This window comes from Streptomyces sp. NPDC045695 (assembly GCF_056432025.1).
On sequence record NZ_JBWKJU010000001.1, the window covers coordinates 645634 to 671475 of the forward strand.

The window sequence follows — 25842 nt, forward strand, 5'->3', positions numbered from 1 at the left end:
GGGCATGAAACATCCATTCCCTCAAGCATCCGCGCCGCCCGGGGCGGCGCCCCCGTCAGGAAGGGCCACCGCATGACCCCCGCCCAGCACGCAGCGGCCGTCGCGGCCGAGGCCGCCCGCTTCCACGCCACGGTCTCGGCGGCAGACCTCGCCACCCCGGTGCCGACCTGCCCCGGCTGGACCCTGGCCGACCTCACGCAGCACGTCGGCAGCGTGCACCGCTGGTTCAGCGAGCTGCTGCGCCGGCGCGTCCAGCAGCCCCCGGCCGCCCGTGAGGTGGACCTGCGCCTGCCCGAGCACCCCGGCGGCCTCCCGGACTGGCTGGCCGCGGGCGCGGCGGAGGCGGCCGAGGTGTTCGCCGCCACCGATCTGGACGCACCGATGTGGGCCTGGGGGGTCGACCAGCACGCCCGGTTCTGGGTCCGGCGCATGCTCTGCGAGACCCTCGTCCACCGGGTAGACGCCCAGCTCGCGCTCGGGCTCTCGCCGCACGTCGACCGCGCGCTGGCCCTCGACGGCATCGACGAGTTCCTCACGAACCTGCCGTTCGCGACGCCCTTCGCACCGCTGACCGCCCAACTGCGCGCTCCCGACCGGACGATCCGCTTCAGCTGCACGGACGGGGACGGGGACGGGGATGGGCTCGGGGGCCGCGGCGGCGGCGACTGGCTGGTCCGCTTGCGGCCCGACGGCTTCGCCCTGGAAGCCGACCGCGCCGGGGCCCGTACGGCGGACGCCACGGTCCGGGGAACGGCTGCGGACCTCCTGCTGCTCCTCTACGGCCGGCGCGAGCGCCACAGCGACGCCTTCGACCGGCACGGCGACATGGACCTGCTCGACCACTGGTTCGCCCACTCGGCCTTCTAGGGGCGGACCACCGGGGGCGCGGGAACGCGTTCGAGGACTCCGCCCGCGAAGACGTCGTAGAGGGGGAGGGTCTCCAGGTGGACGTAGCCGATGTGGCAGTCGCAGACGGCCAGGGGACAGGGGCGGGGGGCCAGCGCCGCGCGGTAGGAGCCGTCGTAGAGGTTGCCGAGCTCCGTGCGGACGAAGTGGCAGCGGCGGACCGTGCCCTCGCCGTCCACGGAGATGACCGACTCGCCCGTGCGGCACGGCAGCCCGGCCGAGCGGTGCGGGCGGCGGCTGTACGCGAAGAGCGGGTCCACGGCCGACCACGCGTCCGCCTCGGCATCGGTGTAGGTGTGGCCCTCGGCGGCGTTGGCCCAGAGGTAGACGTGGCCGGGCAGGTCCGCGCGCAGCCGGCGCGCGTGCGGCAGGTTCTCGGGCAGGCCCACGATGCCCACGCTGTGGCGGATGCCCCGGTCGGCCAGCTCCCCGAGCTTCGAGAGGAAGCGTGCGTAGGGGGTCTGGCCGGGGTGGTAGGTGCACCACAGGGCCAGGGTGTCCGCGTCTGCCGCCGCGAGCCAGTCGGTCCGGCAGCTGAGGTTGGTCTGGATGGCGACGCGCGCGACGTGTGGCTGGTGCGAGAGGTCCACCAGCGCGCGGCGGTACCAGGAGCGGACCAGGCCCTCGCCCCACGGGGTGAAGAGCAGGGAGAGCCGGTCACCGGTCTGCGCCGCCGCCCAGGCCGTGAACCGGTCCAGGGCAGCGCGGTCGGCGCGCAGCTGGGCGGGAGTGTCGCGGCGCTTGGCGAAGGGGCAGTAGGGGCAGTCGTAGTCGCAGGAGGCGAGCGGTCCGCGGTACAGGATCGTCAGGTCCACGGCGGCTACTTCGGGGCGTAGGCGGCCATGGCGGCCCGGACGGCGGGTGAGAAGAGCGCCGGGCCGAGGGCGTCGGAGTGGGCGAGGCCCTCCGGGCTCAGACGCAGCCACTCGCCCCGCGTCCCGGCTCCTTCGAGCCAGCCGCGGGCGGCGAAGTCGGCGAGCTCGACGGGGAAGTCCTCGTACGGGCCTGCGCCGAAGCGTTCGCGGTACTCGGCGAGCGGCATGCCCCGGGCCTGGAGGAGGGACTGGAGGAGGTGGCGGCGGCGCGCCTCGCCGCCGTCCATCTCCCAGCCGCGGTCGGCGCGGCCGAAGTCCTCGGTGGCCGTGTAGTCGTCGATGATCGTCCGGATCTCGCCCATGTCGACCGCGTAGTCGAAGGAGTAGTGCAGGGCGGAGGTGTAGGAGCGGGCGCCGCAGCCGAGGCCGATCATGCCGTCCGTCTGGCAGGCGTGGTCCTCGGGCCCCTGCGGGGCGGTGCCGGCCCGGCGGAACATGCGCATCGACACCTGCTCGTAGCCGTGGGCGAGGAGGTGGTCGCGGCCCCGGCGGTAGAGGTCCAGGCGCTGCTCGTCCCACTCGGTGGCTGTGTGCGCCGTGCGTCGCCGGGCGAGGCCGGTGAGCGGGCGCTTGTACAGCGGGTAGAGGTACAGCTCCTCGGGCTCCCAGGCGAGGGCGGCGTCCAGGGAGGTGCGCCAGGTGGCGGGGGTCTGGCCGTCGATGCCGTAGATGAGGTCGATGTTGAGGACCGGGATGCGGGCCGCGCGGATCCGGCCGAGCGCGGCCTCGACGTCGGAGCGGCGCTGCGGGCGCACCGCGGCCCGTGCCTCCGCGTCGACGAAGCTCTGCACGCCGATGCTGAGGCGGGTGGCGCCGCGCTCGGCGAGGACCGCGAGCCGGTCGGCGGTCGCGGTGGACGGCGAGGTCTCGACGGAGAGGGGCACGGAGCGCAGGTCCGCGCCCATGCGCCGCTCGGCGACGTCGCAGAGCCGGGTCAGCTCGTCGGCGGTGAGGAAGGTCGGTGTACCGCCGCCGAACGCGGCATTGGCGAAGCGCACCGGACCGTCGTCGCCGAGGGCCTCGCGGACGGCGTCCGCCTGGCGCTCCAGGGCGTCGAGGTAGCGGCCGGTGAGGCCGTCGGGCGCGCCGATGCGGGTGAAGAGGTTGCAGAAGCCGCAGCGGACCTCGCAGAAGGGTATGTGGAGGTAGAGGGAGAGCGCGCTCTTGTCCTCGCCGCGCCACAGGTCGCGCAGGGCGGGCCGGGCGGGCAGCGGGCGGTACGCGGTCTTGTGGGGGTAGGCGTAGACGTAGCTCTGGTACGGGCGGACGTCGAGACCGGCGGCCGCGGCGGCGACGCCGGTCGTGTCCGCGGTGGTGGTAGCGCTCATGCGGACGGCTCCAGGAAGAAGTGGGCATAGGGGACGGTCCACACGGCCTCGTGGGCGAGGCGGTGGCCGGTGTAGCCGTCGTCGCCGTAGGTCGTGCCGTGGTCGGAGCAGACGACGGCGAAGCAGCGGCGGCGCGAGCTCATCGCGGCGAAGAGGCGGCCGATGTGGCGGTCGACGTACTCCAGGGCGGCGGCGTGGGTGGCGAGGCCGTCCCCGGCCTCCCGGGTGGCGCCGGGCAGGTGGAACCAGTTGGGCTGGTGCAGCGCGGACACGTTGAGGAAGAGGAACAGCCGCTGCTCCGCGGGGAGGGACCCGATGACCCGCTCGGCCCGGTCGACCTGCGCCTCGAAGGAGGTGGGGGACGCCACGCCGAACTCGGGCTCCCAGTGGCTCTCCTGGAACATCGAAGGGAGTACGTCTCCCAGCGCGCCCTGCTTGTTGAAGAAGCCGACGCCGCCGACGCACACCGTGCGGTACCCGGCCGAGGCCAGAGCCGAGACGAGGTCGGGGGTGTCGAAGACGTAGGTGCGGCCGGCCGTGCTCTCGCTGCCCGCGAAGCGCGCGGCGAACAGCCTCGGGTGCGGACCGGGCCCCGCCGGCGTGGGCAGGAACCCGGCGAACATCGCCTGGTGCGAGGCGTAGGTGAAACTGCCGGGGGCGTGCCGCTTCTCCCAGGCGCCACCGGGCAGGTGCCGGGCGAGGTGCGGGATGCGTCCGGCGGCGGCCAGCTCGGCGGCGACGTCGTGGCGCAGGGTGTCCAGGGTGAGCAGGAGCAGGTCGTCGCGGCCGACGACCTCGTTCATGTCGGGCCCGGTCTCAGGCTGGTGCACGGTGGTGGTTCCTCGGGTGGTGGTGCTCGTGTGTGCGGCGGCGTACGTAGGGGAGCGCGGCGGCGACTTGGGCCGCGTAGGTGTCGAGGCCCTCGGCTCCGCCGCCCGGCAGGCCGGTCAGGCCCGGCAGCAGGTCCCCGAAGGCGTTGACCTCGGCGACGGCGAACCGCCGCCAGCCGACGGCGGGCAGCAGGTCGACGCCGACGCAGAGGGTGCCGGGGAAGCAGGCCGCGGCCCGTTCGCAGACGTCCAGGGCCTCGGCCCAGCGGGGCCCCGCGGCCTCGACCACGGCCGACAGGTCGCCGCGCTGCCCGCCGAGGTGGAGATTGGTCATGGGCGAGCGGCTGGTGCGGACCACGGCGTGGGTGGCCCTCCCGGCCACGACGACCACGCGCAGGTCCGCCGCGCGGCCCGCCAAGGAGGCCTTGGGCCACCAGCGTTCGACGTGCAGTCCGTCCGGGGCGAGTGCGTCGACCAGCGCGGCGGTCTCCCGCTCGCTCGTGAGGCGGCGCACCCGCAGGGAGTTGTACAGACGTCCGTCCTCGGACGTCTCGACCGAGGTGACGGCCCGGATGCGGCCCCGCCCTGCCGTCTCGACGGCGACGACGCCGGACGCGGAGGAGCCGTGCGCGAGCTTCACGAACGCGCGGGGCATGCCGTGCGCGTCCATCAGGGCGCGTACGTCCTCCCAGCCGCGCACCGGTGTGCCGCCGCCGGAGGTCGGGGAACGGGGTACCGGGACTCCGGCGGTGTCCAGCGTCCGGTGGCAGTGCCGTTTGTCGAAGAGGACCGCCAGCTCGTCGGGGTCGTCGAGACGCACGCCGCCGGTCAGGCTCCGTACCGCCGCGGTGAACCGCGCGTACCAGCGGGCGCCGCCCTCCACGCGGGTCGCGTCCTCCAGGCCGCGCAGGGCCCGGTCCACCTCGGTGTTCTCGCCGGGCGAGTCGAGGCGTACGAGCTCGTCGGGGGCGAACGCCGCACCGCCCTCGCGCAGGACCGAGGTCCAGGGCACGACGCGGGGCGCGGGCAGGCCGGCGCCGCGGACGGCCCGGGTGAACAGGGCGACGCGGCGGTTCTCCGGGTTGCCGACGACGGCCCAGCGCGGGGGCGGGTGCTCGGTCACGGCCGCCGCGCTATTCGCCGACGGCGACGAAACGCCAGACGCGGCCGTCCCACTCGTCCTCGTCGGCGTGGCCCGGGTCGAGGTCCAGCCGTACGCCTGCGCTCTCCAGGGTGTCCTGGAAGCGCTGCCTGAGCGGATCGCTGAGGTAGTTGTGGTGCAGGTCCAGGGCGGCGAGGTGGGTGAGGGGCTGGCCGCCGAGGAGGGCGGAGCCGCCCTCGTCCGTGAGGACGCCCATGGACAGGTCGAGGGTCTCCAGCCGGGCCACGACGGGTGCGGCGGCCACGGCGGCGGCGATCTCGTCCTGGATGTCGCTGTTGCGCAGGCCCAGGTGACGCAGGCTCGGCAGGCGGTCGCCGGCGAGGATCGGTTCCACGTCGGTCAGCGCGCAGTCCCCGCCGTATTCGGCGGTGCCGAGCCAGAGGTCGAGGTGGTGCAGGGCGGGCAGGTCGCTGGCGGCGACGTTGCGCACGGCTCGGGCGGGCATGCCGCCGGTCTGGACGACGAGGGAGCGCAGCCGCCGGTGGCTGAACGGCGGGATGACGAGACCGCTGCCGCCGCGGACGCCGAACTCCTCCAGGTCGGGGAAGCCGTCGAGGAGCGGGCCGACGTCGCCCTGGGTGATCCAGGAGATCTCGCACTCCTCGGACTCCATGTCCCCGAGGAACAGGGCCCGCAGGGCCGGCAGCCGGGGGCGGGCGTCGAGGATCGCGGCGATGATCTCCTGGGGGCCCCTGTCGTACGCGTCCTCCCAGGCACCGACGACTATGGCGCGGACGCGGGTGGTGTCGACGGCCGCGGTGAAACGGGCGAACGCCGCGGGCCAGGCCTCCTCCGCGTCATAGGTGTCGCTGGAGATCCGCCACGCGACGGCGTCCGCCTCGGGCAGGCCTTCCAGCCCCTTGGCGTCGTCGGCCGCCGGAAAGTCGAAGACGGGCAGTCCGTACGACTCCCGCAGATGGCTCGCGTAACTCATGGTCCCCGCCGTCTCTCGCCTGTCTCGTCCGGTGCTCTGTCCGGAGTGCCGCGTCGATGTGCCGCGTCCGATGTGCCTGCAAGTTGTAGCAAGCGGCACTGACAACGCACGAGGCAGGGGCGGGTGGAGGGCCGTTGTCAGAGCCCGGCCGTAACGTCGGAAGGGACGCGGCGCACCGGGCGGCGCGGGGGAAGGGGACACACATGTACCGGCAGGGGGACGTGCTCATCGTGCCGCTCGAGGAATCGGCGGTGCCGTGCCATGCGGTGGACGCGCCGTCGGAACCGCGGGACGGGCGCGGGCGGTTGGTCCTGGCGCTGGGCGAGGTGACCGGGCACGCGCACGCCGTGCTCGGACCGGGCCGACTGGTCCGTGAGGCGGGACCGTTGGCGCCCCTGCTGTTGCACCTGCCCGACGGGGGACGGGTGGTGCACGAGGAGCATGCCGCGATACCCCTCCCCAAGGGCTGGTACCGGGTGGTGCGCCAGCGGGAGTACGTGCCGGGCTCGGTGCGGATCGTGGCGGACTGAGCGAGGCGGGCGCCTGGTGACAGGGCCGGAGGAGGGGGAGCGGGATGCGGAGGCCGGAGGTGAGGGAAGTGCTGGAAGTGACGGAAGTACGGGAAGCGATGCAGGAGACGGAAGCGCTGGACGCGGGGCATGTGGCGAACGCGGCGCATGCGGCGGACGCGGTGCACGGGGTCGACGGGTGGCGGGCGGTGGCGGCGGCGACCGGACCCGCGGACCGGGAGGCGGCGGAGGCGGGCGTGCGTCTGGCCTACCGCGCAGCGGGGCTGGCCGTACCCGACCGCATCGTGTGGGCGGACTCGCCGCGGGCAGCAGTGGGCCTGCTGGGGGATCCGGACGGCCCGTGGGGGACGCACGTGCGGGGCCGCAGCGTGCGGGCGGAGGTCCGCAGCGCGCCGTGGGCGGCCGAGCGTGCCCGCTCGCACGAGCGGCTGGGTCCCCAGGGCTGGGGCCGCAGATGGGCCCTGACGGGTGCCCGGCTCTGGGAGAACACCGAGCGGCTGGCCGGTCGTATCCGTACCGGGCTCGTGGAGCAGCTGGCGCAGGACACCGCGCAGGAGGCCGAGGTCCGGCTGCTGCTCCTGGACGCCGTACTGGGCCAGCACGACGCGCCGTGGCTGTGCGCGTTCGACACAGGGGAGCGGGCGCCGCTGGCGGGGCTCGCCGCGGTGGCCCGCTCGGCGGGCTGGTGGTGGCCGTACGAGCGGCTGGCCGTGGTGTGCGAGCGCCCGGTGGAGCTGCACCGGGACGAGGCGGGCCGGCTGGACCGCGGTGACGGCCCGGCCCTCGCGTTCCCGGACGGCTTCGCGCTGCACGCGTGGCGCGGGATGCCGGTGCCGGCGGATTTCCTGGCCGCACTGGAGGGCCTGACGCCCGAGCGCATCCGGGAAGAGGAGAACGCGGAGCTGCGCCGGGTGATGCTGGAGCACTACGGCTACGAGCGCTACCTCACCGCGTCGGGTGCCGAGCCGGTGCACCGGGACGGGACCGGCGTGCTGTGGCGGATACCGCTGCCGGACGATGAGGACGTCGTCATGGTGGAGGTGGTCAACTCCACGCCGGAGCCGGACGGTACGAGCCGCACGTACTGGCTGCGGGTGCCGCCGCAGACGCGGACCGCGCGGGAGGGGGTGGCATGGACCTTCGGCCTCGGCGCGCAGGCGTACGCGCCCGTCCTGGAGACCTGACGCGAGCGCCCCTCACCTCCGGCGCGGGATCGGCGTGTTCCGTCCGAGGAGCAGACCGAGGACGACCATGGCCAGGCCCAGGCCGAAGTGCAGCCAGTTGTCAGGGGTGTTGACGGGGATGAAGTTCGCGTCCGTGCCACGGTCGACGAGGAGCCCGTACAGCCACAGCACCAGGTAGACGACTCCGCCGCCGATCAGGTAAGCGCGCGCCGGGCCCGGGGCGCGCGACATCGCGATGCCGGCGAGGCCGAAGAGCAGGTGCACGATGTTGTGCAGGACCGAGACCTGGAACAGCCCGAACAGCTCCGCTCCCGAGTCGTGCCCGGCGAAGGTCATGGAGTCGTAGCCGGTGGTCGGGCCCGGGATCATGCCCAGCACCCCGGCCAGCAGGAACGCCACCCCGACCAGCAGGGCGGCCCATTGCACCAGCGATCCCGGACCGGCTGCGCGACGGCTGCGAGAGGACATGGCGAGCCTCCTTCGCTCAGAGACGTCCCCCCGGGACCGGCTGCCCGGACCCCGTCCCCCCGCGCATACCCCCGTTTCCGGCCGCAATGCCCGGTCGCCCCGCAGGAGCGCCGTACGGCCCCGTACCGGCCTCGGTACCGGCGGCCGGGGCGTGTCGGTGCTGGTCGCCGCCCCCGCGGTCCGGCACGGTGGGCGCGGTCGATGGCCGTCCGCCGCGACGGTGCCCGAGCACGCGAGGGGTTCGCATGACCGAGAACGGCATCTCCCGGGCCAGCCGCCGCGCGGTCCTCCTGGCCGCCGGATCGGCCGGGGTCGCCGCACTGGTGGCGGCCTGCGCCGGCCCGCCCCGTACCCCGGGGGCGGCAGGACAGCCCTCGGCCCCCGCGCTCCCGGCCACGACGCCGTCGGCCGGGAAGAGCGCGAGCACCCCGGCGTGCGCGCTCACCGCGGAGTCGGGCGCGGGCCCCTACTACCTGGACCTGGACCGGGTCCGCTCGGACATCAGGGAAGGCCGGGAGGGCGTACCGTTCCGGCTGGACCTGACCGTGGTGAGGGTGTCGGCCGGCTGCCGCCCGGTCGCGGGCGCCGCCGTCGACGTATGGCACGCCGACGCGTCGGGCACCTACTCCACCGGCGGGGACACCTTCCTGCGGGGCACCCAGATCACGGACGACGCCGGGCGGTGCACGTTCCGCACGATCGTCCCCGGCTGGTACCAGGGGCTGGCTCCGCACATCCACTTCAAGGTGCGCCCGGAGCCTCACACCGAGACGACCTCGCAGTTCTTCTTCCCCGAGGAACTCCTGGCGAAGGTGTACGCGCTCCAGCCCTACGCCCGCCGCCCCGCCCCGGACCACCCCAACACCCGCGACGACCGCTACCGGGCCTCCGGCGCCGCCATGACCCTGGCTCCCGTACCGGACGGCGACGGGTACCGGGCCGCGTACACCGTGGGCATCGCCTGAGCTCGGACGCAGGTCGGCTGAAACTCTCCCAAGGGGGATCAGACCGGTCGTACGGTCATGCCATGACGACAGCTGATGCCCGGGCCCTCATCTACCGCGTGGCCCGCCCCGAGGACACCAAGGCCATCGAGACCCTCGACGGCTCCTTCACCACCGCGACCGTCTTCCGGGTGACCGTGGCCGAGGAAGGTTTCACCCTGCACGAGGTCCCCGTCGACCCGCCCCTGCACAAGGTGTTCCCGGACGACGGACCCGACGAGGAGGATGCCGACGCGGACGACGAGGACTCCCGCACCTACGTCGCGGTCGGCGACGACGGACTGGCCGGCTTCGTGGCCCTCTCCTACGCCCCGTGGAACCGGCGGCTGACCATCGAGGACATCGAGGTCGCCCCTGCCCACCGGGGCCGGGGCGTCGGCCGCACCCTGATGGGGCACGCCGTCGACTACGCGCGCGAGCGCGGCGCCGGACACCTCTGGCTGGAGGTCACCAACATCAACGCCCCGGCCATCCACGCCTACCGGCGCATGGGCTTCGCCTTCTGCGGGCTCGACGCCTCGCTGTACGAGGGCACCGCCTCGGCCGGCGAACAGGCCCTCTACATGAGCATGCCCTGTCCCTGAGTCGCGAGCAGCCGGGCCCGTACCTCGTCGGGCCCGGCGCTCCCGCCCGCCGGCGCGAGCGTGACGCTGAGCAGCCAGTCCGCGGGGTGCGCCGGATCGGCAAGGGCCGGGGTCCCTTCCGTACCGGATGCCGCCGCCGGAGGCCCGTACCACTCGACGCGTGCGTCGAGCAGCCGGTCCCCGGCGGCCAGCCGCTGCGCGTACCACCGCTGGAACGGGCCCGTGCGCCACACCTGAAGCGGCACGGCCCGTTCCCCGCCGGTGCGGTGCACGCCCGGACCGATCCGGTCGAGAGCCGCCCGCACGGTCGCCTCCGCGCTGCGCGCCACGGGCACCCCCAGCGCCTCGGCGAAGTGCATCAGGTACTCCATGCGGTCGGCCTCCGGCGGCGCGCCGAGCACGGCCCGGCCCGAACCGCACCAGGCGCCCCACTTGATGTTCGAGACCAGTCCCGGTAGCCGGGTCATGTCCCGGGGTATGTAGAAGGCGATGACGTCCGAGAGCCGCATCGCCTCCTCCTCCCAGGAGATCTGCTCCGCGTACGCGGGATAGCGGCCGCCCGCCGACGGCTCGGGAACGAACACCACGAGGGTGCCGGGGCCCGCCCAGCCCTCCCGCAGCGCGGCGACGGCGGCCGGACGCCAGGACGGTTCGCGCGGATCGGTGGGGGTGGGGCCGCACAGGTAGACGGCGGCGCACCAGGCGGTGGGCGGTTGCTCGTCGACATGGACGATCACGACATCACAGGGCACGGGGACCTCCGGGCAGCGGGGGACGGGTGGCGAAGAAGTCGAGGACGGCCTCGTTGAAGGCGGCGGGCCGTTCCAGGAAGCCGAGATGACCGCAGTCGGGCAGCTCCAGGTGGCGGGCGGCGGGGACAGCCCGGGCGACCTCCAGGCCGAGCCGCACCGGCGCGAGGAGGTCGTCGGCGAAACCGATCACGAGGACCGGGGTCTCGATCGCCCGGTAGGCGGGCAGCCGGTCGTGGGTGAGCGGGCGGGTCCGGTGCCGGGACGAGCGGCCGGAAGGCGCGGAGAGCGCCGACCATTCGAACAGGTCCAGCCATTCCTCGGTGGCGGACTCGTCCGCCAGGGTCCTGGGGGAGAGGTTCTGGGTGAGGCTCATGAACGCCTCGTAGGCGGGTGGCAGCCGCAGGTGCGTCGCGCCGCGCTCCTCTTCCGCCCGGGCCATCGCCGTCCCCACCGCGTCGGGACGCCCCCGGGTCGCCACCAGGACGGCCTGGAGGGCGAGTTCCGGGGCCGTCAGCAGTAACTCCTGTACGGCCAACGCGCCGAACGAGTGGCCGACCAGCCGGCACGGCGGCAGGCCGAGCGACTCCACCGACTCCCGTACGAAGGCGGCGAGGCCGGTGGCCGTGAGCGGGTCCGCGCCCGGCCCGTCCGGATGGTCCAGGGTGATGGCCTGATATCCGGCCGCCGTCAGCGCCGCCACCTGGTGGTGTTCCCAGATGGTGCCGGAGCCGCCGCTGCCGGGAACCAGGACCACCGGCTCGCCCGTCCCGTGCACGGCGTGCCGCGCACGGGCCCGCGCGGCGTCGGACCCACTGCCGGACCCCGCGCCGGACCCACCGCCGATCCCCCCGGCCCGCCCGGAGCCGCTCATGCGCCGATCCGCGACAGAGCCGTCTCGACCCACGCCGGCCGGGCGGCGTCCAGCCCGCGCAGCGCCACATGGACCCACAGGAAGGAGGCGCGCGCGAGGACGTGCGCGCGCATCCCGGGCCGGACCTCGCCGCCCGCACGCCGGTACGCGTCCAGAAGCAGGTCCAGGACCGGCGGGCCTCCCGCGTAGAGCATGTCGACGAAGTCGACGGCCGGATCGTTGATCCCCGCGTTCCCCCAGTCCAGCAGCCCCGACAGGCGCGGCGGCCCCGCCGGGGTGCGCTCCACCAGGGTGTGCCCGGGATGGACGTCGCCGTGGACCACGACCATCCGGTCCGGCCACAGGCTGTCGTCGTCGAGCCAGGCGCGCCAGCGCCGGGTCCGCGCCGCCGAGAGCCGCAGCTCCCTGCGGGCCCGGGCCAGCCGGTCCGCCACCGCGGAGCGCAGCGCCTCGGGCGTGGGAGCCTCCAACGCGGGCAGTGCGTCGTGCGGGGTCCGGTGGACCTCGGCCAACGCCCGGGCCAGCGGCTCCAGATAGGCGTCCGGGGCGGCGAGCGGGTCGATGTCCCAGCCGTACACCAGCGTGCGCGGGTCCTCGGCTCCGGCCTGCGCCCCGGGCAGGTGGGGGTACGCGACCAGTCGCGGGGTCTGCAGCCGCCAGTTGGGCACCGCCACGGGCAGCCGGTCCCGTACGGCCGCCAGGACGGCGCCCTCGGTGGCCAGTTGCCGTGCGGCCTGAGGATGTCGTGGCCGGCGCAGGATCCAGGGGGAGCCGCCCGTGTCCATGATGTGCGTGACGTGGAAGTCCCAACCGGACTCGTCCGGGCGGGCCGTGGCCGGATCCAGCTCGACACCGAGCAGCTCGGAGGCGTACTGCGCCAACTCCACTGCATTCACTGTGAGGTCACCCCGTTCCGTCCGGTGCCCAGATGGCGGTCGCGGGTCGCGTTCCGGTCGACCTTGCCGGTGTGCGTCTGCTCCAGGGCGGTCACCGCGACGATCCGGCTGGGCACCAGGTGGGGCGGCGCGGTCAGCGTCAGCTGACCGCGGATCCTCGCCGCCACCTCGTCGGGCAGATGGTGCGGCACGGGGACGAAGAAGGCCGCGAGCGTGGTGTGGGTGGGCCCCTCGACCCGGGCGGCCGCCACGGCCGACACCCCCTCGCAGCGCCCGATCAGCGCCTCCACGTCCAGCAGGTCCACCCGGTGACCGCGGATCTTGACCTGGTGGTCGGAGCGCCCCCGGAAGACCAGCGCGCCGTCGGGGGCGGCGGTCACCAGGTCGCCGGTGCGGTACCAGCGGGTGCCGCCGGCCGTCGTGAAGCGGGCGGCCGTCGCCGCGGGGTCGTCGTGGTAGCCCAGGGCCAGGCCGTCACCGCTGACGCACAGCTCGCCGGTCGCGTCGATGCGCTGGCCGACGTGCGCCAGCGGGTACCCGATCGGCAGGTCCTCCCCGGTGTCCGGCAGGGGCGCGGCACCCGGTCCCGCGAGCGGGACGGCATGCGTGACCAGCGCCGTCTCCGTGGAGCCGTAGGTGTTCAGCAGGCGGATGCCGGCCGTGCGGTCGAGGCGGTTCCACCGCTCCAGCATGTCCGCCCGGACCGCCTCGCCACCGATCACCAGCGTCCGCAGGCAGGACGGCAGCGCACCGCGGCCCGGGCCCTGGTGCAGGAGGTCGCCGGTCAGGCTGTTCCAGAAGCCCGTCGGCAGGACCGCGACCGTGACCTCCTGGTCCGCGACCACCTGGGCGAACCGCTCGCGTGCCGCGTCGTCGATCACCAGGGTGGCCCCGGCCGTCAGGGTCGGCAGGATCTCCTCCAGGCTGGTGTCGCCGCCGGCCCCGTGGAAGTGGAGCACGACCGCGTCCGCGTCGATGCCGTACAGGCGGCGCAGCTCCGGGACCACCGCCGAGAGCGCCCGGTGCGGTACCACCACCCCCTTGGGCTCGCCGGTGGAGCCCGAGGTGAACAGCATGTACGCGGGGTCCTCGGCGCGCGCGGCGGGCAGCGCCGGCAGGGGGGCGGGCTCCCGGCCGGGGACCGGCGGGGGCGCCGGCGTCCAGCGCGGCCGGATCACCTTCTCCACCGGGGGCAGGTATCCGGAGTCCGCGGTGGCCACCGCCTCCCGGCAGCCGGCCCGCTCCACGAGGGCGGTCAGCCGCGCCGCCGGATGGCCGGCTTCGAGCGGTACGTACGACCGCCCGGCGGCCAGCACCCCCAGCAAGGCCGCGACATCGCGGGCCGCGTGGTGCACGACCACCCCGATCGGCGGCTGCGGACCGTCCGTGCGCGGCTCGACGGCCGCGGCCACCGCACGCGCCCAGTGGGCCAGCGTGCCGTACCCGATCACCAGGCCGTTGTCGACGACGGCCGGCCGGTCCGGATCCCGGCGGGCGACCGCGAAAAACGGCTCAAGTAAGGAAGGCGCGGAATGCATTGTCAATTCCCTTGTTCTGTCGGACGATTGAGGCATGCGTATCGTCATTGAACACGACGTGAAAATACCCATGCGTGACGGTGTCCTGCTGAGCGCCGATCTCTATCTCCCCGAGGGGTCTTCCGGTCCCTTTCCGGTGCTCATCCGGAGAACTCCCTACGGGAAATCCGGAAATCCCGGTGGCGCTTCGGTCGACGGCCTGCGCATGGTGCGCGCCGGATACGCCCTGCTGGTGCAGGACGTCCGCGGCCGATTCGGCTCCGGCGGTACGTTCGAGCCGTACTGGAACGAGGCCGCCGACGGCGCCGACACCGTGGCCTGGGCGGCCGCGCAGCCCTGGTGCGACGGCTCGGCAGGCCTGTTCGGACGCTCGTACGAAGGCATGTCCGCCCTGCTCGCGGCCACGAACGGGCCGCCCGCGCTGGGCGCGGTGGCCCCGCAGGTCGCCGGCTCCGGATTCGACGAGGGCTGGACGTACCAGGGCGGTGCGTTCCAGCTCGGATTCGTCCTCTACTGGGTGCTCTACGATCTGCTGCTCACCGGAGCCGGTCTGGATTCCGCAGCCGAACGGGAAGTCGCCGAAGCCGTCGACGGAATCGACGACCTCTACCGCGATCCCGGACGGGCCGCCGAACTCCTGGACCGACTGGCCCCCTATTACCGGGAATGGCTCGCCCATCCGTCCGGTCATCCGTACTGGCGCCGGTCCGCGCCGCGCGAATCGTACGCCGCGATAAAGGTGCCGGTGTTGAACATCACCGGTTGGTACGACATCTTCCTGGCGGGAGCGCTGGAGAATGCCACCGCGATCCCCGGCACCGAGCTGGTGGTCGGCCCGTGGTCCCACTGCGTCACCGGCGGCGTCTTCCCGCAGCGCCGCTACGGGCTCGCCGCCGACGAACAGCAGCTGGACGTCACCGGCCTGCACCTCGCCCACTTCGACCGTCACCTCAGGAGCCGGCCGCCCGCTCAGGAGAGCGCCCCGGTGCGGCTGTTCCTCACCGGCGCCGACCAGTGGCGCACCTTCCCCGCCTGGCCCGTCCCCGGCACCCGCCCGTACGTCCTCCACCTCGCCGGCCGCACCCTCACCGAGCGGCCGGGGGCCGCGGCGGCCGCGGCGGCTCCAGTGGCTCCAGTGGCTCCCGGGAGCGACGTCCTGCGCCACGACCCGGCCGACCCGGTCCCCACCACCGGCGGGGCCACCGCACTGCCGGGCCAGTTCACCGGCGCCGACTGCGGACCGCTCGACCAGCGGAAGGTGGAGCGGCGGCCCGACGTGCTGTGCTGGACCACCTCGCCGCTCGACGCCCCGCTCACCGTGATCGGCGAGGCCGAACTCGCCGTGTACGTCACCCCGGACGCCGCAGGCGCCGACGTGACCGGCAAGCTCGTCGACGTCCACCCGGACGGCCGGGCGGAGATCCTCACCGACGGCATCCGCCGCCTCGCCCCCGCACCCGCGACCCCGGCCCCTGCCGACGGTGACGGCGTGGTCGAGGTACGGGTGCGGCTGGGCGCGGTCGGCCACGTCTTCGAAGCGGGGCACCGCATCCGGCTGGAGATCGCCGCCAGCAACGCGCCCCGCTTCGACGTACACCCGAAGGTGGTCGCACACCACACCGTTCACCATGGCGGCGACCGTCCCTCACGCCTGCTGCTGTCGCGGCTCACCGACGCCTGAGCCGGCCGCCGACCGCACCGCGTCCGGGTGGAAGACCGAGAGGTCCGCGACCCGTTCGATCCGCCGCCCGGCCTCCCAGTGCGCGCGCCGCAGCCGGCGCAGCTGGGCCTTGGTCAGGCGGGTGCTGTGCTGCGGGATCGACCGCACCATGCGCGCCCGCTTGGCCGAGACCGGGTAGCGGTCGCGCACCCCGTACGGATCGTTCAGCAGGTGGTGGGCCGTGCCCGTGTGGAACGCGGCCTTGAGCAGCGCGTAGTACGCCGCCGCGCCCACCCCCTTGGCCTGCGCGCAGTGCACCAGCGTCCGGGAGGCCTCGAACAGCCGCCACACCACCGGCACGGCCGGCGTGGTGAACACGCCCGTCTCCTGGGCGATGCCCTCGCCCACCCCGTAGCGGAAATAGCTGCGCATGTTCGCGAAGCCGTGCTGGGCGTCGTGGAAGATCCGCGCCTGGGGCAGGTAGACCACCGGGATGCCGGCCAGCTGGAGCCGGAAGTCGAACTCCCGGTCCTCACACCAGTGGATCAGCTCGTCGAAGTGGTAGCCCCCGATGTGGTCGACGATCGCCCGGTTGTAGATGAGCGGTGGCGACAGCGCGCTGACGTAGTCGCCCTCGTCGAACTCCCGCACCCGGGCGGTGAGCTTGCTCAGCAGCCCGTCCGACTCGCCGTACACCACCTGGCCCTTGACCACCGGCTCGGTCAGCACGGCGCGCACCATCATGCGGACCACGCCCGGAGCAAAGGTGCAGTCGGAGTCCATGAGCAGCAGGTACTGGTTGGTGGTGGCCGCGGCCCCGGCGTTGTAGGCCGCGCCCAGATTGCCGACGTCCTCGATCTCGGTGACCGTCAGCGGCCTGGGGTGGTCCGCGATCAGCTTCTTGACCGCGTCGCTGGGCCCGTTGAGCGCCAGCACGATCTCGACGTCCTCGTCGATCGACTCGATGCACTCGGCGATCCGCAGATCATCGCGCAGGGCGATGATCACACTGGTCCGCGCGATGCCCTTGTCGACCGCTTCCTCGTCCACCGGCACGGTGGCCATCGAACTCTCCTCGCTGTGCGTGGAGCTGCGCTCCAAGGCGTTCTGGTTCACTGTGTGCTCACTGCGTCGGGTCCTTCAGCCGGATCGGCAGCGCGGCCAGAGCGCGCCGCGCGATGGCCTCGGCCTGCGCCCGGCCCGGGGCGTAAGCGATGACCCCGGCCAGCACGTCGGCCCCGCCGCTGTACGGCGGCAGCACGGTCCCGGGCTGCAGTTCCGTGCCCCAGAACACGTCGTGCACCCCGGCCCGGCGCGCCACGTCCCGGGGGTTTCCGACCCACTCCACGACTCCGCCGTCAGCGGGCACGAACCGCTGGACGGCAGCCGCCTGACGGGTGGGCACCAGCTCGGCCGGCTCCAGCGGCCGGCCCAGCGCGAGGCGGACCACGTTCGGCAGCGGATCCACGCCGGTGGCCAGCCGCATCACCTCGGTGGCGATCCGGGCGCCGGTCAGCCGGCAGGTGATCTCCAGTAGCACCACGCGGCCGTCGCGGGTCCGCAGGATGTCGGTGTTGATCACCGCCGGGTCCAGGCGCAGCGCCTCGGCGCCGCGCCGCACGGTCTCGGTGACCTCCGCGATCTGCTCCGGGGTGAGCCGGCTGGGCAGGGTGTCGCCCCCCTCGAAGAAGTACGGGGCGAACTCCTCCTTCTGCCCGTACTCCCGGTCCGCGAAGCCGATGGTGTGGAACACGCCGTCGACCATGAAGGCGGCCAGGGTGTGCTCGGTGCCCTCCAGGAACTCCTCGATGACGATCCGGCCGCCGGGGCTCAGCCGTAGTGCCTCCGCCGCACGCTCCCGTACGACATCGGCCGACTCCACCTTCATGACGCCCAGCGAACCGGTCTGGTCACTGGGTTTGATCACGGCCGGCAGGCCCACGTCGGCGACCGCCCGGACGGCCTCGACCACGCTCTCCGCGACCGCGTGCCGGGGCATCGGCAGCCCGGCCTTGCGCAGGATCGCCAGCCGGCGGTCCTTGAGCGTGCAGTCCAGGGCAGTCTCCAGAGGCAGCCCGGGGCAGCCGAAGCGCCGGGCCAGCGCGCTGATCACCGGCGGGTTGTCGGCGCCGAGCGAGAACACCCCGTCGAGCCGGTCGATACCGGCCGCCGCGAGCTCGGCCAGCACCGCCACCGCGTCGTCCGGGTCGCACACGAGGAGGGTGTCCGCGTGTGCCCGGACCCGGGCGGTGGGGCGGTCCGTGGCCACCACCACCTCCAGCCGCATGGCGCGCAGTTCGGCGAGCGAGTGGTCCATGCCGGAGCCGAGGCCGCAGACCAGCACCCGGTCAATCACGGCCGACCCCCGCCCCCGCCCCCGGCGACGCCCCGGGAACCGGTGCCGCTTCCGGCACCGGCACCGGCGCCGGTCCCGTGAGGCCGAGCACCTGGAACACCTCCGCGTACCCGGACCCGGCGGAGACGGCGCCCCGGTACCGGGCCAGCCCCCGGATGCCCTCGTCCCAGGCGGCGTGCCGCAGTTGCGAGCGGTAGCACCGCATCGCCTCGACCTTGGCGTCGATCTGCCCGCCGATCTCCTCGGCGTACTGGAACCGGGCCATCGGCGCCCACACCTCGTACCCCAGCACCAGCCGCGGCGCCGGCATCGGCTCCGCCCCGGCCTCCTGGAAGAAGGACGACTGCGCCATCCACAGCGCCTCGGTGGCCAGCTGGTGCACCATCCGGTGCTCCACGTCGTCGTCGTTGTCGTGCGGCAGGTACACGACCTGCGGCCGGACCTCCCGCAGGACCCGGACGAGATCCAGGTGGACCTCGCGCGTCAGCCGGAAGTCCCGCGAGGGCTGCTCGAAGCGGACCACGCGGTGCACGCCCAGCGCCTTGGCGGAGTCGTCGGTCTCGGCCGCGAACTCGGCGTCGGTCACCTCGTCGTCCAGCGCGCTGCGCTCGCGGCCGATGACGATGACCACGGTCACCCGGGCCCCGTCCCGCACGTGTTTGGCGATGGACCCGCCACATCCGATGACGTCGTCGTCCGGGTGCGGCGCCACCACGAGCACGTCCCGCACGCCGTTCATGCCGTTCACACCGGTCACCTCGGTCATCCCCGGGCCTCCGGGAGGAGACCGGCCCAGCCCGCCCAGCGGGCCGTCAGCGCCATGCCCTCGGCGAAGCCCACCGACGCCTCGAAGCCGAGCGCCTCCCGCGCGGCGTCGAACCGGGCCCGCGCCTCGGAGCGGTACAGCTCCAGCTCCCACGCGGGGACCGCGCCGCGCTCCGCGTCCGGCAGCGGGTCGCCGAGCCGCCGCACGGCCCGTACGGCGTCGAAGAAGGCACCCCAGGTCACCGGCTCACCGTGCCCGATGAGGAAGCGCCGGCCCGCCACCCCCTGCGCCACGACCGCCCGCAGCGCCGCTTCCACCACGTCGTCGACGTACACGGCGTTGCACGCGCCGCCGTCCTCACCGGTCGGGAGCTCCGCGAAGTCACCGGCCTCCCGCAGGAGCTGGGCGGTGGTCCACTGCCCGGCCCACGGCCCGTAGACCACGCCCGGCTGGAGGACGACCGTCTCCAGAGCGCCGTCACCGGCGGCCAGTACCGTCCGCTCGGCGGCCAGCTTCTGCTGCTCGTACTCGCGGTCCGCCGGGTCGGCCGGACGTGCCGGGGACTCCTCGGTCAGCTCGCCGGCGCCGGTCGCGTCGTACACGTCGATGGTGCTGAGGTGCACCACGCGCCGTACCCCGGCCCGCCGGGCGGCGGCCAGGACGTTCGCGGTCCCCTCGACGGTGGCCGCCCAGCGGGCGGACTCGTCGCCGTCGCTGCCGAAGGCGCAGTGCACCACGGTGTCGCAGCCGGCGAACGCCTCGGTCAGGCTCTCCACGTCCAGCAGGTCGCCGCACCGGAACTCGATCCGGTCCTGCGGCAGTACGGACAGTCGGGCCGCCCGCCCGAAGCCACGGACCACCGGCCGGACGTCCGCACCCGTGGTGAGGGCGAGCCGCTCGACGAGCCGGCCGCCGATGAACCCGCTCGCGCCGGTGACGGCGACCGTACGGCCGTCGAGCGCGGGTGAGGCCGTGTGCGCCCTGCCCGTCCAGGGCTGGGCCATGGGCCGTCGCACCGCCTCCCCGTAGCACTCCTGGATCAGTTCCACCACGCGTACTCCGTCGGCGGCGTCCGAGTGCGGCGCGGTGGCGCCGCGGCAGGCGGCGGCGAAGTTGCCGAGCTGCTCGGTGAACAGCAGCTCCCATTCGTCCTGGGCCGGGGCCACCGCATCGACGTCGCCGCGGTGCAGCTCCTTGCCGTCGGCGGTGATCAGCGTGCACTCACCGGCGGGGAAGTCGGTGCCGATGGTGACGGTCGCCTCGGTGCCCACGACCTTGCAGGAGATGCCGAGGTCGCGCAGCCGGCTGAACTCGGTGAAGACGTCGACGCCGGAGAACCGCAGGTGCGCCGAGGCGTCGGTCTCCACCCCGCCCAGCGAGTTGTCCTCGTACGACACGACCTCGACGTCCGGGCCGAGCCACCACAGCAGGGTGTCGAAGACGTGCGAGGCGGTGTCGGTGAGCACCCCGCCGCCCGCGAGCCGGCGGTCGAACATCGACCAGGAGACCGGCTCCCAGGCGTACGGGTGCCCCTCGGCCCATTCGACCCGGCGCACCTCGCCGAGCTCGCCGTCCCGGATCAGCCGGTGCACCCAGGCGTACGCGGGGAAGAGCCGGCGGGGGTGGGCCATGGCCAGCACGGTTCCGCGGTCGCGGGCGGCGGCGTCGGCGGCCGCGGCGAGCCGCGCGGCGTCGGCCACCGAGGTGGTCATGGGCTTTTCGAGCAGGACGTGCTTGCCGGCGGCGAGCAGCGGTTCGACCGTCTCGGCGTGCTTGGTGTGCGGGACGACGACCACGGCGGCGTCGAAGAGGTGCGCGACCTCGTCCGGATCGGTGGCCAGGACGACCTGGTCGGCGTCGGCGCCGCCCAGCTCGCGGTAGAGGGCGAGGGCGGCCTCGGCCTGGCGGATATCGCGGTCGACGAGGACGGTCAGCCGCACATCGCCCTTGAGAGGGGGCAGCGCGGGGATGTGGCAGCCGCGGGCGGCCGCGCCGCAGCCGATGATCGCGAGGCGCACGGGAGTCACGGCAGTCACGGGAGTCATGGAGTCTCCAGGGGTCGTTGCGGGGGCGGGGAGCAGAGGGAGGGGAGAGGGGGAGGGCGCGGGGAGGGGCGAAAGGGGGAAGGAGGAGGGGGAGTTCGGGACGACGCCCGGCTCACGGCGCGTGGTGCACCCAGACGTTCGGCTCGGCGTACGTCCCGTGCCCGTCGTCCGCCACCCGCAGCGGCACCAGCCCGCCCGGGAGCGGATAGTCGCCCGGACCGGGCAGCGGATGCCCGAGGGCCTCCTCCCAGCGGGCCACCGGCTGCCGGATGACCAGCGAGCGTTCGGCGATCCCGAGCTGACGGGCGCCGAGCTCCAGGTGGGTGCGCAGCCACGGGTCGAAGCAGCTGCCGTCGGGGCGGCGCCAGGCCGCGTACCGCTCGATCGGGATCAGCGGGTAGCGGGGCTTGCGGGTCGGCCGTACCGGGACGATCACCCCGCGCATGTTCCCGCGGGCGGCGGTCTGCCGTACGGCTGTGAGCAGTCGTTCGGCGTGGCCCGCGGCGCGGTGCTCGGGCGCGATGGAGACGGACAGCATGCACAGGGCGTCCGGCCGGTCCGGCGGGCCGTGGTCGACGGCCTCGACGAGCACGTCGTCGGTGCCGGCCGGCAGGCCCCCGGCCGTGCCGTCCCAGCGGACCGGTACCGCGTTGGCCGCCGCGGCCAGCCGGCCGTCCCCGTCCACCAGGCACAGCTGGAGGACGGGGTAGTGCTCGTACATGCCGTGCCACCGCCAGTTGCCCGGGGACTCCCAGCTCATGAACTCGGGCATGTTCGCCCCGGTCAGACGCTCCGTGTCGGGCCGCAGCCAGGGGTCCCGGGACAGGTCGGTGAGGGTGAGGGACACCGGCGGGTCAGCCCAGGAGACGGGTGTCGGCGCTGGCCCGCATCTCGCGGGACCGGCGCAGGTCGGTGGTGACGCAGACCCGCTTGAGCCAGCGGTCGGTGCCGTCGTAGCGGGCGGTGAAGGGCAGCCGGCCGTGCACGGCGCGGTGGTTGTCGATGAACAGCACGTCGCCCTCGTCGGCGACCACCTCCAGCATCGCGGCGTCGATCACCTTGAAGAGGGCCTCGTAGGCGCGCAGCGCGTCCGGGTCGTCGTCGGGGACGGAGGTGAAGTACGGGTCGAGGCGCATGTACGGGTCCAGGCGCGAGCCGTAGAGCAGCGGGACCAGCGGGCGTTCGTCGATCATCTTCTGGATGGTCGCGAAGCGGGCCGCCTCCTCCGCGGAGGCGATGGTGTTGTTCTTGGGCAGGTGCGACTCGTCGGGGGCGATGTAGTAGCGCGGTTCGAAGAGGAGGTCGATGTCCTCGGCGGAGAGGGAGGACAGGTCCAGCTCGCCGACGGTGGTGGGCACGTGGTCCGGATTGCGCAGCGCGCCGAGGATCAGGTAGTCGCTGCGGTACGGGTGGAACGCGTCCTCCGTGTGCCAGGTCAGCAGTTCCTTGCTGCCCATGCCGAGCTGGTCGTTCTCGTGCTGCCGGATGGGGAAGATGTCGTGGACGAGGTGGCCGTCCTGCTGGGTGGCCCAGCCGAACGGCTCGCCGAGCAGCGCCCCGTAGAGCATCAGCAGCAGTTCCTCGGCGAACTCCGGCCCGGGGCGGCTGCGGCCGCGCCAGTGGGCGGGCGTGGGGCCGATCCGGTCCTGGTCGAAGAGGTGCCCGCGGACGACGGCGTGGCCGTGCCGGTCGGCGAGCTGGAAGCCGCGCAGGAAGCGCTGGGTGCCCAGGGGCAGCCGGGACGCGAGCTGCGGGAGGTCGTGCAGCAGGGTGGGGTCGCCGAAGGAGGGGTAGGTGCGGGCGAGTTCCCGCGTGAGGTCGGCCGTCGCGGCCGCCTCGTCGGGGGTGAGGGTGTGGGCGAGGGTGCCAGTGGTGGCCGTGGTCTGGTCGGTGAGGTTCGACATGCCAACTCTCGTTCTGGGACGTGGGTGTGCTGCCTCGGGGTGGTCACCCGGGGCCCTCGGGGTACTGCCTTGGCGCTCGGCCTTGGCCGCTAGCTTGCGGCGCGGCGAGCGTGGAGCCTCTCGCTCAGGAGCCGGGGCGTCGGGAGCGAGAACAGTGCGCTCGCCCGCAGGCCGGCGGCGGCCGGGAAGCGCTCGCGCAGGCGCGCGAGCAGCCGCATGGCGAGCAGGGACTGCCCGCCGTGGTCGAAGAAGTTGTCGTCGGGCCCGAGCCGCGGCTGCGCGAGCACGTCCCGGAAGATCCCGAGCACCTCGTCCAGCGACTCGTCCAGCGCCGGGTCGAGCGCCTGCTCCCCTACCGGGTCCTGCCGGACCTGCGCCGGCGGCGTGCTCCCGGCTTCGCCGGCCCATCGGGCCAGGGTGCGCTTGTCCACCTTGCCGTGCGGGGTCTTGGGCAGGGCCGCCACCCGGTGCAGGACGTGCGGGACGGCCCAGTCGGGCAGGTCCGCCGCGAGCCGGGCGACCAGGGCGTCGCGGTCGGCGGCGGGGAGCCGGGGAGCCGTGCCCGGCGGCGGGGAGAGCGCCGGGTCGGCCGGGACGGTGAAGGCCCACAGGGCCGTGCCTGTGGCCGGGTCGGGAATGACCACGGCACGGTCCACGTCCGGGCTGTCGCACAGCGCGCGCTCCACGAGCGCCGGCTCCAGCCGGTGGCCGCGGATCTTGAGCTGGTCGTCCACCCGGCCGAGGAAGACGAGGTGGCCCGCTTCGTCGAACCGCCCCAGGTCTCCGGTCGCGTACGTCCGGGCGCCGGGCCGGCCGTCGTACGGGTCGGGAGCGAACCGCTGCCGCGTGGCCGCCTCGTCGTCCAGGAAGCCCCGCGCCACCAGCGGCCCGCCGATGTGGATCTCGCCCGTCTCGCCGGGCGGCACGGGGTGCCCGTCGCGGCGTACGGTCACCTGCACGTCCCGCAACGGCGTGCCCAGCGGCACCTCCACCGCGTCCGCGGGCAGCAGTCCGGTGTACAGGGTGGAGCTGACGGTGCACTCGGTGAGCCCGTAGACGTGGGCCAGCGCGGCCGGCTGGCGGCGCTGCCACGCCCGGTACGGCTCGGGGTCCATCCGCTCGCCGCCCACCACCACCGTCCGCAGCCCCGGCGGGGTGGTCAGCCCGCGCTCCTCCAACCAGCGGGCGTACTCCAGCCAGTACTGCGTGGACAGCTCCACCACGGTCGAACCCGTCGCCGCCATCAGCGCGTGCAGCTCCGCGGGCTCCAGCGGTTCGCTGTCCTCGCGGCACACCACCGCCGCGCCGGCGACCAGCGCCGGGAAGACCTCTTCGATCACCACGTCGAAGCCGAGCGAGGCGACCTGGAGCCAGCGGTCCCCCGAGGTCAGGGCGAGCCGCTCGGCGAGCGCCGTCGCGAACCGGCCCAGCGAGCCGCGCTCGACCACCGTGCCCTTGGGCCGGCCGGTGGAGCCGGAGGTGAACAGGACGTAGGCGACGTCGTGTTCCGGGTCGCGGTCCGTGCCCACGGCCCCGTCCCGGTGCGTCGTCATGTGTTCGTCCCGGCCGGGCTCCGCGCCGCGGTCCGGGCCCGGGCCGTGTTCCCGCTCCTCGTGCAGGTGCCGGGTCCATCCGGTGTCGCGCCCGTCCCGCCCGCCATCCGGTACGTACGCCCCGTCCGGCGCGTGCGTACCGTCGCCGGCCCACACCACCGCCGCGACCCGCCGGACCAGGTCGTCCCGGGCCGGCTGCGGCAGCCGGTCGTCGAGCACGGTGAAGCCGGCCCCGCTCTTGAGAGCCGCGACCATGCCCAGCACGGTCCCGGCCGGGTCGCCGAAGGCCAGGCCCACGATCGTCCCCGGCCCGGCGCCGCGCCCGGCGAAGGAGCCCGCCCACGTGTCGGTGAGCCGGTCCATCGCCCGGTACGTCAGCACGCCGCGCGCCGGGGTCACCAGCGCGGGCGCGTCCCCGTACGCCCGTACCGCACGCTCCCAGCCGTCCAGGAAGTCCACCGCCCCGGACACCGGGCCGGACGCCGCCGCCGCGGCCTGCGCGCTCATTGGCCGGCCCCGCGCCCGCGCAGGAACGCCGACAACTGCGCCAGCCCGGCCCGGAAGTCCGCCTCGCCGCCGCCGAAGCCCAGCCGGACGCCCTGCGGCACGCCGAAGGCGGTACCCGGCACCAGCAGCGTCCGGTGGCGTTCCAGCAGCTCCAGGCACAGCTCCTCCACCGCACCCGGCGCCGTCCCGGGCCGCTCCAGCGCGCGGAAGACCAGGAGCGCGCTCACGCCGCCCTCGGGCTCCCGCCAGCGCACCAGGTCCTCGTGCTCGGCCATCCATCCGCGCAGGTGGGCCAGATTGCGCCCGGCCTCGGCGGCGCGCAGCCCGATCAGCCGGTCCGCGGCCCGCATCGCCCGCTCGGCGACGAGCTCCACCAGCGGCGACAGGAACAGCGTGGTCCGGTCGCGCAGCGGGAAGGTGGCCCGCAGCAGCTCCGGTTCGGCGACGGCCCAGCCGACCCGCAGTCCGGGCAGGCCGAAGGTCTTGGAGAAGGTCCCGTAGGACACCGTCCGCAGCGTGGGCCCGTAGAGCGTGCCGGGGTCGGGCAGTGCCTCCCACCGGTGCGCGATCTCGGCGGTCGCCGCGTCCCACACCAGCACCGCTCCGGCCTCCGCGACCGTCGCCGCCAGGGCCTTGAGGCCCAGGGGCGAGAGCGTCGCCCCGCTCGGGTTGTGCGGGAAGTTGACGATCAGGGCGGCCGTCCCCGGCGTGACCAGCGAGCCCAGCACCTGCGGGTCGATCTCCCCGTCGCGCACGGCCGAAGCAGGCAGCACCGCCACCTCGCAGCCGGCCTCACGCGGGTAGTGGCCGAGCGAGTGGTAGATGCCCTCCTGGACGACCACCCGGTCGCCGGGCCGCAGCAGGGTGTTCAGGGTGAGGGAGATGGCCTCGCTGGATCCGTGGGTGACCAGGATCCGGTCGGCGTCCCCGGCGGCGTACCGGTCGGCGATCGCCCGGCGGATGCCGGCCCCGCCCTGGGAGACGCTGTCGTCCATGACGATCGCGTCGAGGTCTTCCTGGCCGATGCCGCACATCTCGCGTATCTCGGCGAAGGTGTACGGATGGACGCCGCTGGAGCTGATGTCGTACAGGCCGGGGCCCAGGTGCCGGCGGTACCACTCCTCCAGGACCGGAGGATCTTCCGGGATCGTCTCCCGCTGCGGACGCAGACTGCTCATGGCTGTGCAAC

Annotated in this window: 24 protein-coding genes; 6 read left to right on the plus strand and 18 right to left on the minus strand. The window is 74.2% G+C overall.

All coding sequences use genetic code 11. The annotated features are described in order from the left end of the window. The first annotated feature begins 72 nt into the window (after positions 1–72). Positions 73–867 carry a maleylpyruvate isomerase family mycothiol-dependent enzyme gene (locus tag AC07DU_RS02935; protein WP_479109301.1) on the plus strand — a complete coding sequence of 265 codons (795 nt, stop codon included), beginning with the start codon at positions 73–75 and terminating at the stop codon, positions 865–867. On the opposite strand, the gene AC07DU_RS02940 is transcribed toward AC07DU_RS02935, so the two are convergent. From AC07DU_RS02940 to AC07DU_RS02960, 5 genes are read right to left on the minus strand one after another with little or no spacing between them, the layout of a single operon-like run. Next, on the minus strand, positions 864–1721 hold the full coding sequence (locus AC07DU_RS02940; protein ID WP_479030140.1) for an STM4011 family radical SAM protein: 858 nt from the start codon (positions 1719–1721) through the stop codon (positions 864–866). The genes AC07DU_RS02935 and AC07DU_RS02940 overlap by 4 nt on opposite strands. A 5-nt stretch (positions 1722–1726) precedes the next feature. Next, a complete protein-coding gene (locus tag AC07DU_RS02945; protein WP_479109303.1) occupies positions 1727–3109 on the minus strand; it encodes an STM4012 family radical SAM protein in 1383 nt (460 codons plus the stop codon). After that, positions 3106–3912, minus strand: coding sequence for an STM4013/SEN3800 family hydrolase (locus tag AC07DU_RS02950; RefSeq protein ID WP_479030540.1), 807 nt, complete (start codon positions 3910–3912; stop codon positions 3106–3108). Before AC07DU_RS02950 ends, AC07DU_RS02945 begins: the two co-directional genes overlap by 4 nt. Before the next feature lie 13 nt (positions 3913–3925). Next, complete coding sequence (locus AC07DU_RS02955; protein ID WP_479030134.1) at positions 3926–5062, minus strand: STM4014 family protein; 1137 nt, start codon at positions 5060–5062, stop codon at positions 3926–3928. A gap of 10 nt (positions 5063–5072) precedes the next feature. Then, complete coding sequence (locus AC07DU_RS02960; protein WP_479030131.1) at positions 5073–6035, minus strand: STM4015 family protein; 963 nt, start codon at positions 6033–6035, stop codon at positions 5073–5075. Between the two features lie 203 nt (positions 6036–6238). On the opposite strand from AC07DU_RS02960, the gene AC07DU_RS02965 reads away from it, so the two are divergent. Together AC07DU_RS02965 and AC07DU_RS02970 are read left to right on the plus strand one after the other, a co-directional pair. Beyond that, a complete protein-coding gene (locus tag AC07DU_RS02965) occupies positions 6239–6565 on the plus strand; it encodes a hypothetical protein (RefSeq protein WP_453372138.1) in 327 nt (108 codons plus the stop codon). Positions 6566–6726: 161 nt separating this feature from the next. Further along, positions 6727–7749 carry a DUF6745 domain-containing protein gene (locus AC07DU_RS02970; protein ID WP_479030537.1) on the plus strand — a complete coding sequence of 341 codons (1023 nt, stop codon included), beginning with the start codon at positions 6727–6729 and terminating at the stop codon, positions 7747–7749. 12 nt (positions 7750–7761) lie between these two features. Here the strand turns inward: AC07DU_RS02970 and AC07DU_RS02975 are convergent, their stop codons facing one another. After that, positions 7762–8217 (minus strand): DUF4383 domain-containing protein, encoded by a 456-nt coding sequence (locus AC07DU_RS02975; protein WP_360890049.1) that lies wholly within the window; start codon positions 8215–8217, stop codon positions 7762–7764. Positions 8218–8462: 245 nt separating this feature from the next. Here AC07DU_RS02975 and AC07DU_RS02980 point away from each other — a divergent pair, with 245 nt between their 5' ends. Beyond that, positions 8463–9182 (plus strand): dioxygenase family protein, encoded by a 720-nt coding sequence (locus AC07DU_RS02980; RefSeq protein ID WP_479109305.1) that lies wholly within the window; start codon positions 8463–8465, stop codon positions 9180–9182. 62 nt (positions 9183–9244) lie between these two features. Further along, entirely contained in the window at positions 9245–9805 is a 561-nt protein-coding gene (locus AC07DU_RS02985; RefSeq protein WP_479109307.1) for a GNAT family N-acetyltransferase, read from the plus strand. Here AC07DU_RS02985 and AC07DU_RS02990 read toward each other — a convergent pair. The 4 genes from AC07DU_RS02990 to AC07DU_RS03005 are packed head-to-tail and all read right to left on the minus strand — an operon-like array spanning position 9781 to position 13862. Beyond that, positions 9781–10557, minus strand: coding sequence for a nucleoside 2-deoxyribosyltransferase domain-containing protein (locus AC07DU_RS02990; RefSeq protein ID WP_479109309.1), 777 nt, complete (start codon positions 10555–10557; stop codon positions 9781–9783). The genes AC07DU_RS02985 and AC07DU_RS02990 overlap by 25 nt on opposite strands. Then, the gene (locus tag AC07DU_RS02995) at positions 10547–11428 is read right to left on the minus strand and encodes an alpha/beta fold hydrolase (protein ID WP_479109311.1); all 882 of its coding nucleotides are present in this window, start codon (positions 11426–11428) and stop codon (positions 10547–10549) included. Before AC07DU_RS02995 ends, AC07DU_RS02990 begins: the two co-directional genes overlap by 11 nt. After that, positions 11425–12315 (minus strand): macrolide 2'-phosphotransferase, encoded by an 891-nt coding sequence (locus AC07DU_RS03000; RefSeq protein ID WP_479109313.1) that lies wholly within the window; start codon positions 12313–12315, stop codon positions 11425–11427. The genes AC07DU_RS02995 and AC07DU_RS03000 overlap by 4 nt, the downstream gene beginning before the upstream one ends. Positions 12316–12320: 5 nt before the next feature. After that, entirely contained in the window at positions 12321–13862 is a 1542-nt protein-coding gene (locus tag AC07DU_RS03005) for an AMP-binding protein (RefSeq protein ID WP_479109314.1), read from the minus strand. A gap of 34 nt (positions 13863–13896) precedes the next feature. On the opposite strand from AC07DU_RS03005, the gene AC07DU_RS03010 reads away from it, so the two are divergent. Next, the gene (locus AC07DU_RS03010) at positions 13897–15543 is read left to right on the plus strand and encodes a CocE/NonD family hydrolase (RefSeq protein WP_479109316.1); all 1647 of its coding nucleotides are present in this window, start codon (positions 13897–13899) and stop codon (positions 15541–15543) included. Here AC07DU_RS03010 and AC07DU_RS03015 read toward each other — a convergent pair. The 8 genes from AC07DU_RS03015 to vioD all read right to left on the minus strand — a co-directional run bounded on the left by AC07DU_RS03015 (position 15508) and on the right by vioD (position 25831). After that, on the minus strand, positions 15508–16638 hold the full coding sequence (locus AC07DU_RS03015; RefSeq protein WP_360890071.1) for a glycosyltransferase family 2 protein: 1131 nt from the start codon (positions 16636–16638) through the stop codon (positions 15508–15510). The two genes, AC07DU_RS03010 and AC07DU_RS03015, sit on opposite strands and share 36 nt — an antisense overlap. A gap of 7 nt (positions 16639–16645) precedes the next feature. Then, complete coding sequence (locus AC07DU_RS03020) at positions 16646–17878, minus strand: ATP-grasp domain-containing protein (RefSeq protein WP_479109318.1); 1233 nt, start codon at positions 17876–17878, stop codon at positions 16646–16648. Next, positions 17871–18644: a PIG-L deacetylase family protein gene (locus tag AC07DU_RS03025; RefSeq protein ID WP_479030106.1), complete on the minus strand. Its 774-nt coding sequence runs from the start codon at positions 18642–18644 to the stop codon at positions 17871–17873. The genes AC07DU_RS03020 and AC07DU_RS03025 overlap by 8 nt, the downstream gene beginning before the upstream one ends. Beyond that, positions 18641–20689 (minus strand): NAD-dependent epimerase/dehydratase family protein, encoded by a 2049-nt coding sequence (locus tag AC07DU_RS03030; protein ID WP_479109320.1) that lies wholly within the window; start codon positions 20687–20689, stop codon positions 18641–18643. Before AC07DU_RS03030 ends, AC07DU_RS03025 begins: the two co-directional genes overlap by 4 nt. Positions 20690–20801: 112 nt before the next feature. Then, a complete protein-coding gene (locus AC07DU_RS03035) occupies positions 20802–21536 on the minus strand; it encodes a hypothetical protein (RefSeq protein ID WP_479030101.1) in 735 nt (244 codons plus the stop codon). A gap of 7 nt (positions 21537–21543) precedes the next feature. Beyond that, positions 21544–22593, minus strand: a complete 1050-nt coding sequence (gene vioC / locus AC07DU_RS03040) for an arginine beta-hydroxylase, Fe(II)/alpha-ketoglutarate-dependent (protein ID WP_479109322.1) — start codon at positions 22591–22593, stop codon at positions 21544–21546. An 89-nt stretch (positions 22594–22682) separates the two neighbouring features. Continuing rightward, entirely contained in the window at positions 22683–24653 is a 1971-nt protein-coding gene (locus tag AC07DU_RS03045; RefSeq protein ID WP_479109324.1) for an amino acid adenylation domain-containing protein, read from the minus strand. Beyond that, positions 24650–25831, minus strand: coding sequence for a capreomycidine synthase (vioD, locus tag AC07DU_RS03050; RefSeq protein ID WP_479109326.1), 1182 nt, complete (start codon positions 25829–25831; stop codon positions 24650–24652). Before vioD ends, AC07DU_RS03045 begins: the two co-directional genes overlap by 4 nt. Between the last annotated feature and the right edge of the window lie 11 nt (positions 25832–25842).

Excerpts from the sequence above, each read along its gene's own strand:
- AC07DU_RS02935 (WP_479109301.1), top strand. The coding sequence starts at position 73 with ATGACCCCCGCCCAGCACGCAGCGGCCGTCGCGGCCGAGGCCGCCCGC.
- AC07DU_RS02945 (WP_479109303.1), bottom strand. The coding sequence starts at position 3,109 with ATGAGCGCTACCACCACCGCGGACACGACCGGCGTCGCCGCCGCGGCC.
- AC07DU_RS02950 (WP_479030540.1), bottom strand. The coding sequence starts at position 3,912 with ATGAACGAGGTCGTCGGCCGCGACGACCTGCTCCTGCTCACCCTGGAC.
- AC07DU_RS02960 (WP_479030131.1), bottom strand. The coding sequence starts at position 6,035 with ATGAGTTACGCGAGCCATCTGCGGGAGTCGTACGGACTGCCCGTCTTC.
- AC07DU_RS02965 (WP_453372138.1), top strand. The coding sequence starts at position 6,239 with ATGTACCGGCAGGGGGACGTGCTCATCGTGCCGCTCGAGGAATCGGCG.
- AC07DU_RS02975 (WP_360890049.1), bottom strand. The coding sequence starts at position 8,217 with ATGTCCTCTCGCAGCCGTCGCGCAGCCGGTCCGGGATCGCTGGTGCAA.
- AC07DU_RS02980 (WP_479109305.1), top strand. The coding sequence starts at position 8,463 with ATGACCGAGAACGGCATCTCCCGGGCCAGCCGCCGCGCGGTCCTCCTG.
- AC07DU_RS02985 (WP_479109307.1), top strand. The coding sequence starts at position 9,245 with ATGACGACAGCTGATGCCCGGGCCCTCATCTACCGCGTGGCCCGCCCC.
- AC07DU_RS02995 (WP_479109311.1), bottom strand. The coding sequence starts at position 11,428 with ATGAGCGGCTCCGGGCGGGCCGGGGGGATCGGCGGTGGGTCCGGCGCG.
- AC07DU_RS03005 (WP_479109314.1), bottom strand. The coding sequence starts at position 13,862 with ATGCATTCCGCGCCTTCCTTACTTGAGCCGTTTTTCGCGGTCGCCCGC.
- AC07DU_RS03010 (WP_479109316.1), top strand. The coding sequence starts at position 13,897 with ATGCGTATCGTCATTGAACACGACGTGAAAATACCCATGCGTGACGGT.
- AC07DU_RS03025 (WP_479030106.1), bottom strand. The coding sequence starts at position 18,644 with ATGACCGAGGTGACCGGTGTGAACGGCATGAACGGCGTGCGGGACGTG.
- AC07DU_RS03030 (WP_479109320.1), bottom strand. The coding sequence starts at position 20,689 with ATGACTCCCGTGACTGCCGTGACTCCCGTGCGCCTCGCGATCATCGGC.
- vioC (WP_479109322.1), bottom strand. The coding sequence starts at position 22,593 with ATGTCGAACCTCACCGACCAGACCACGGCCACCACTGGCACCCTCGCC.
- AC07DU_RS03045 (WP_479109324.1), bottom strand. The coding sequence starts at position 24,653 with ATGAGCGCGCAGGCCGCGGCGGCGGCGTCCGGCCCGGTGTCCGGGGCG.
- vioD (WP_479109326.1), bottom strand. The coding sequence starts at position 25,831 with ATGAGCAGTCTGCGTCCGCAGCGGGAGACGATCCCGGAAGATCCTCCG.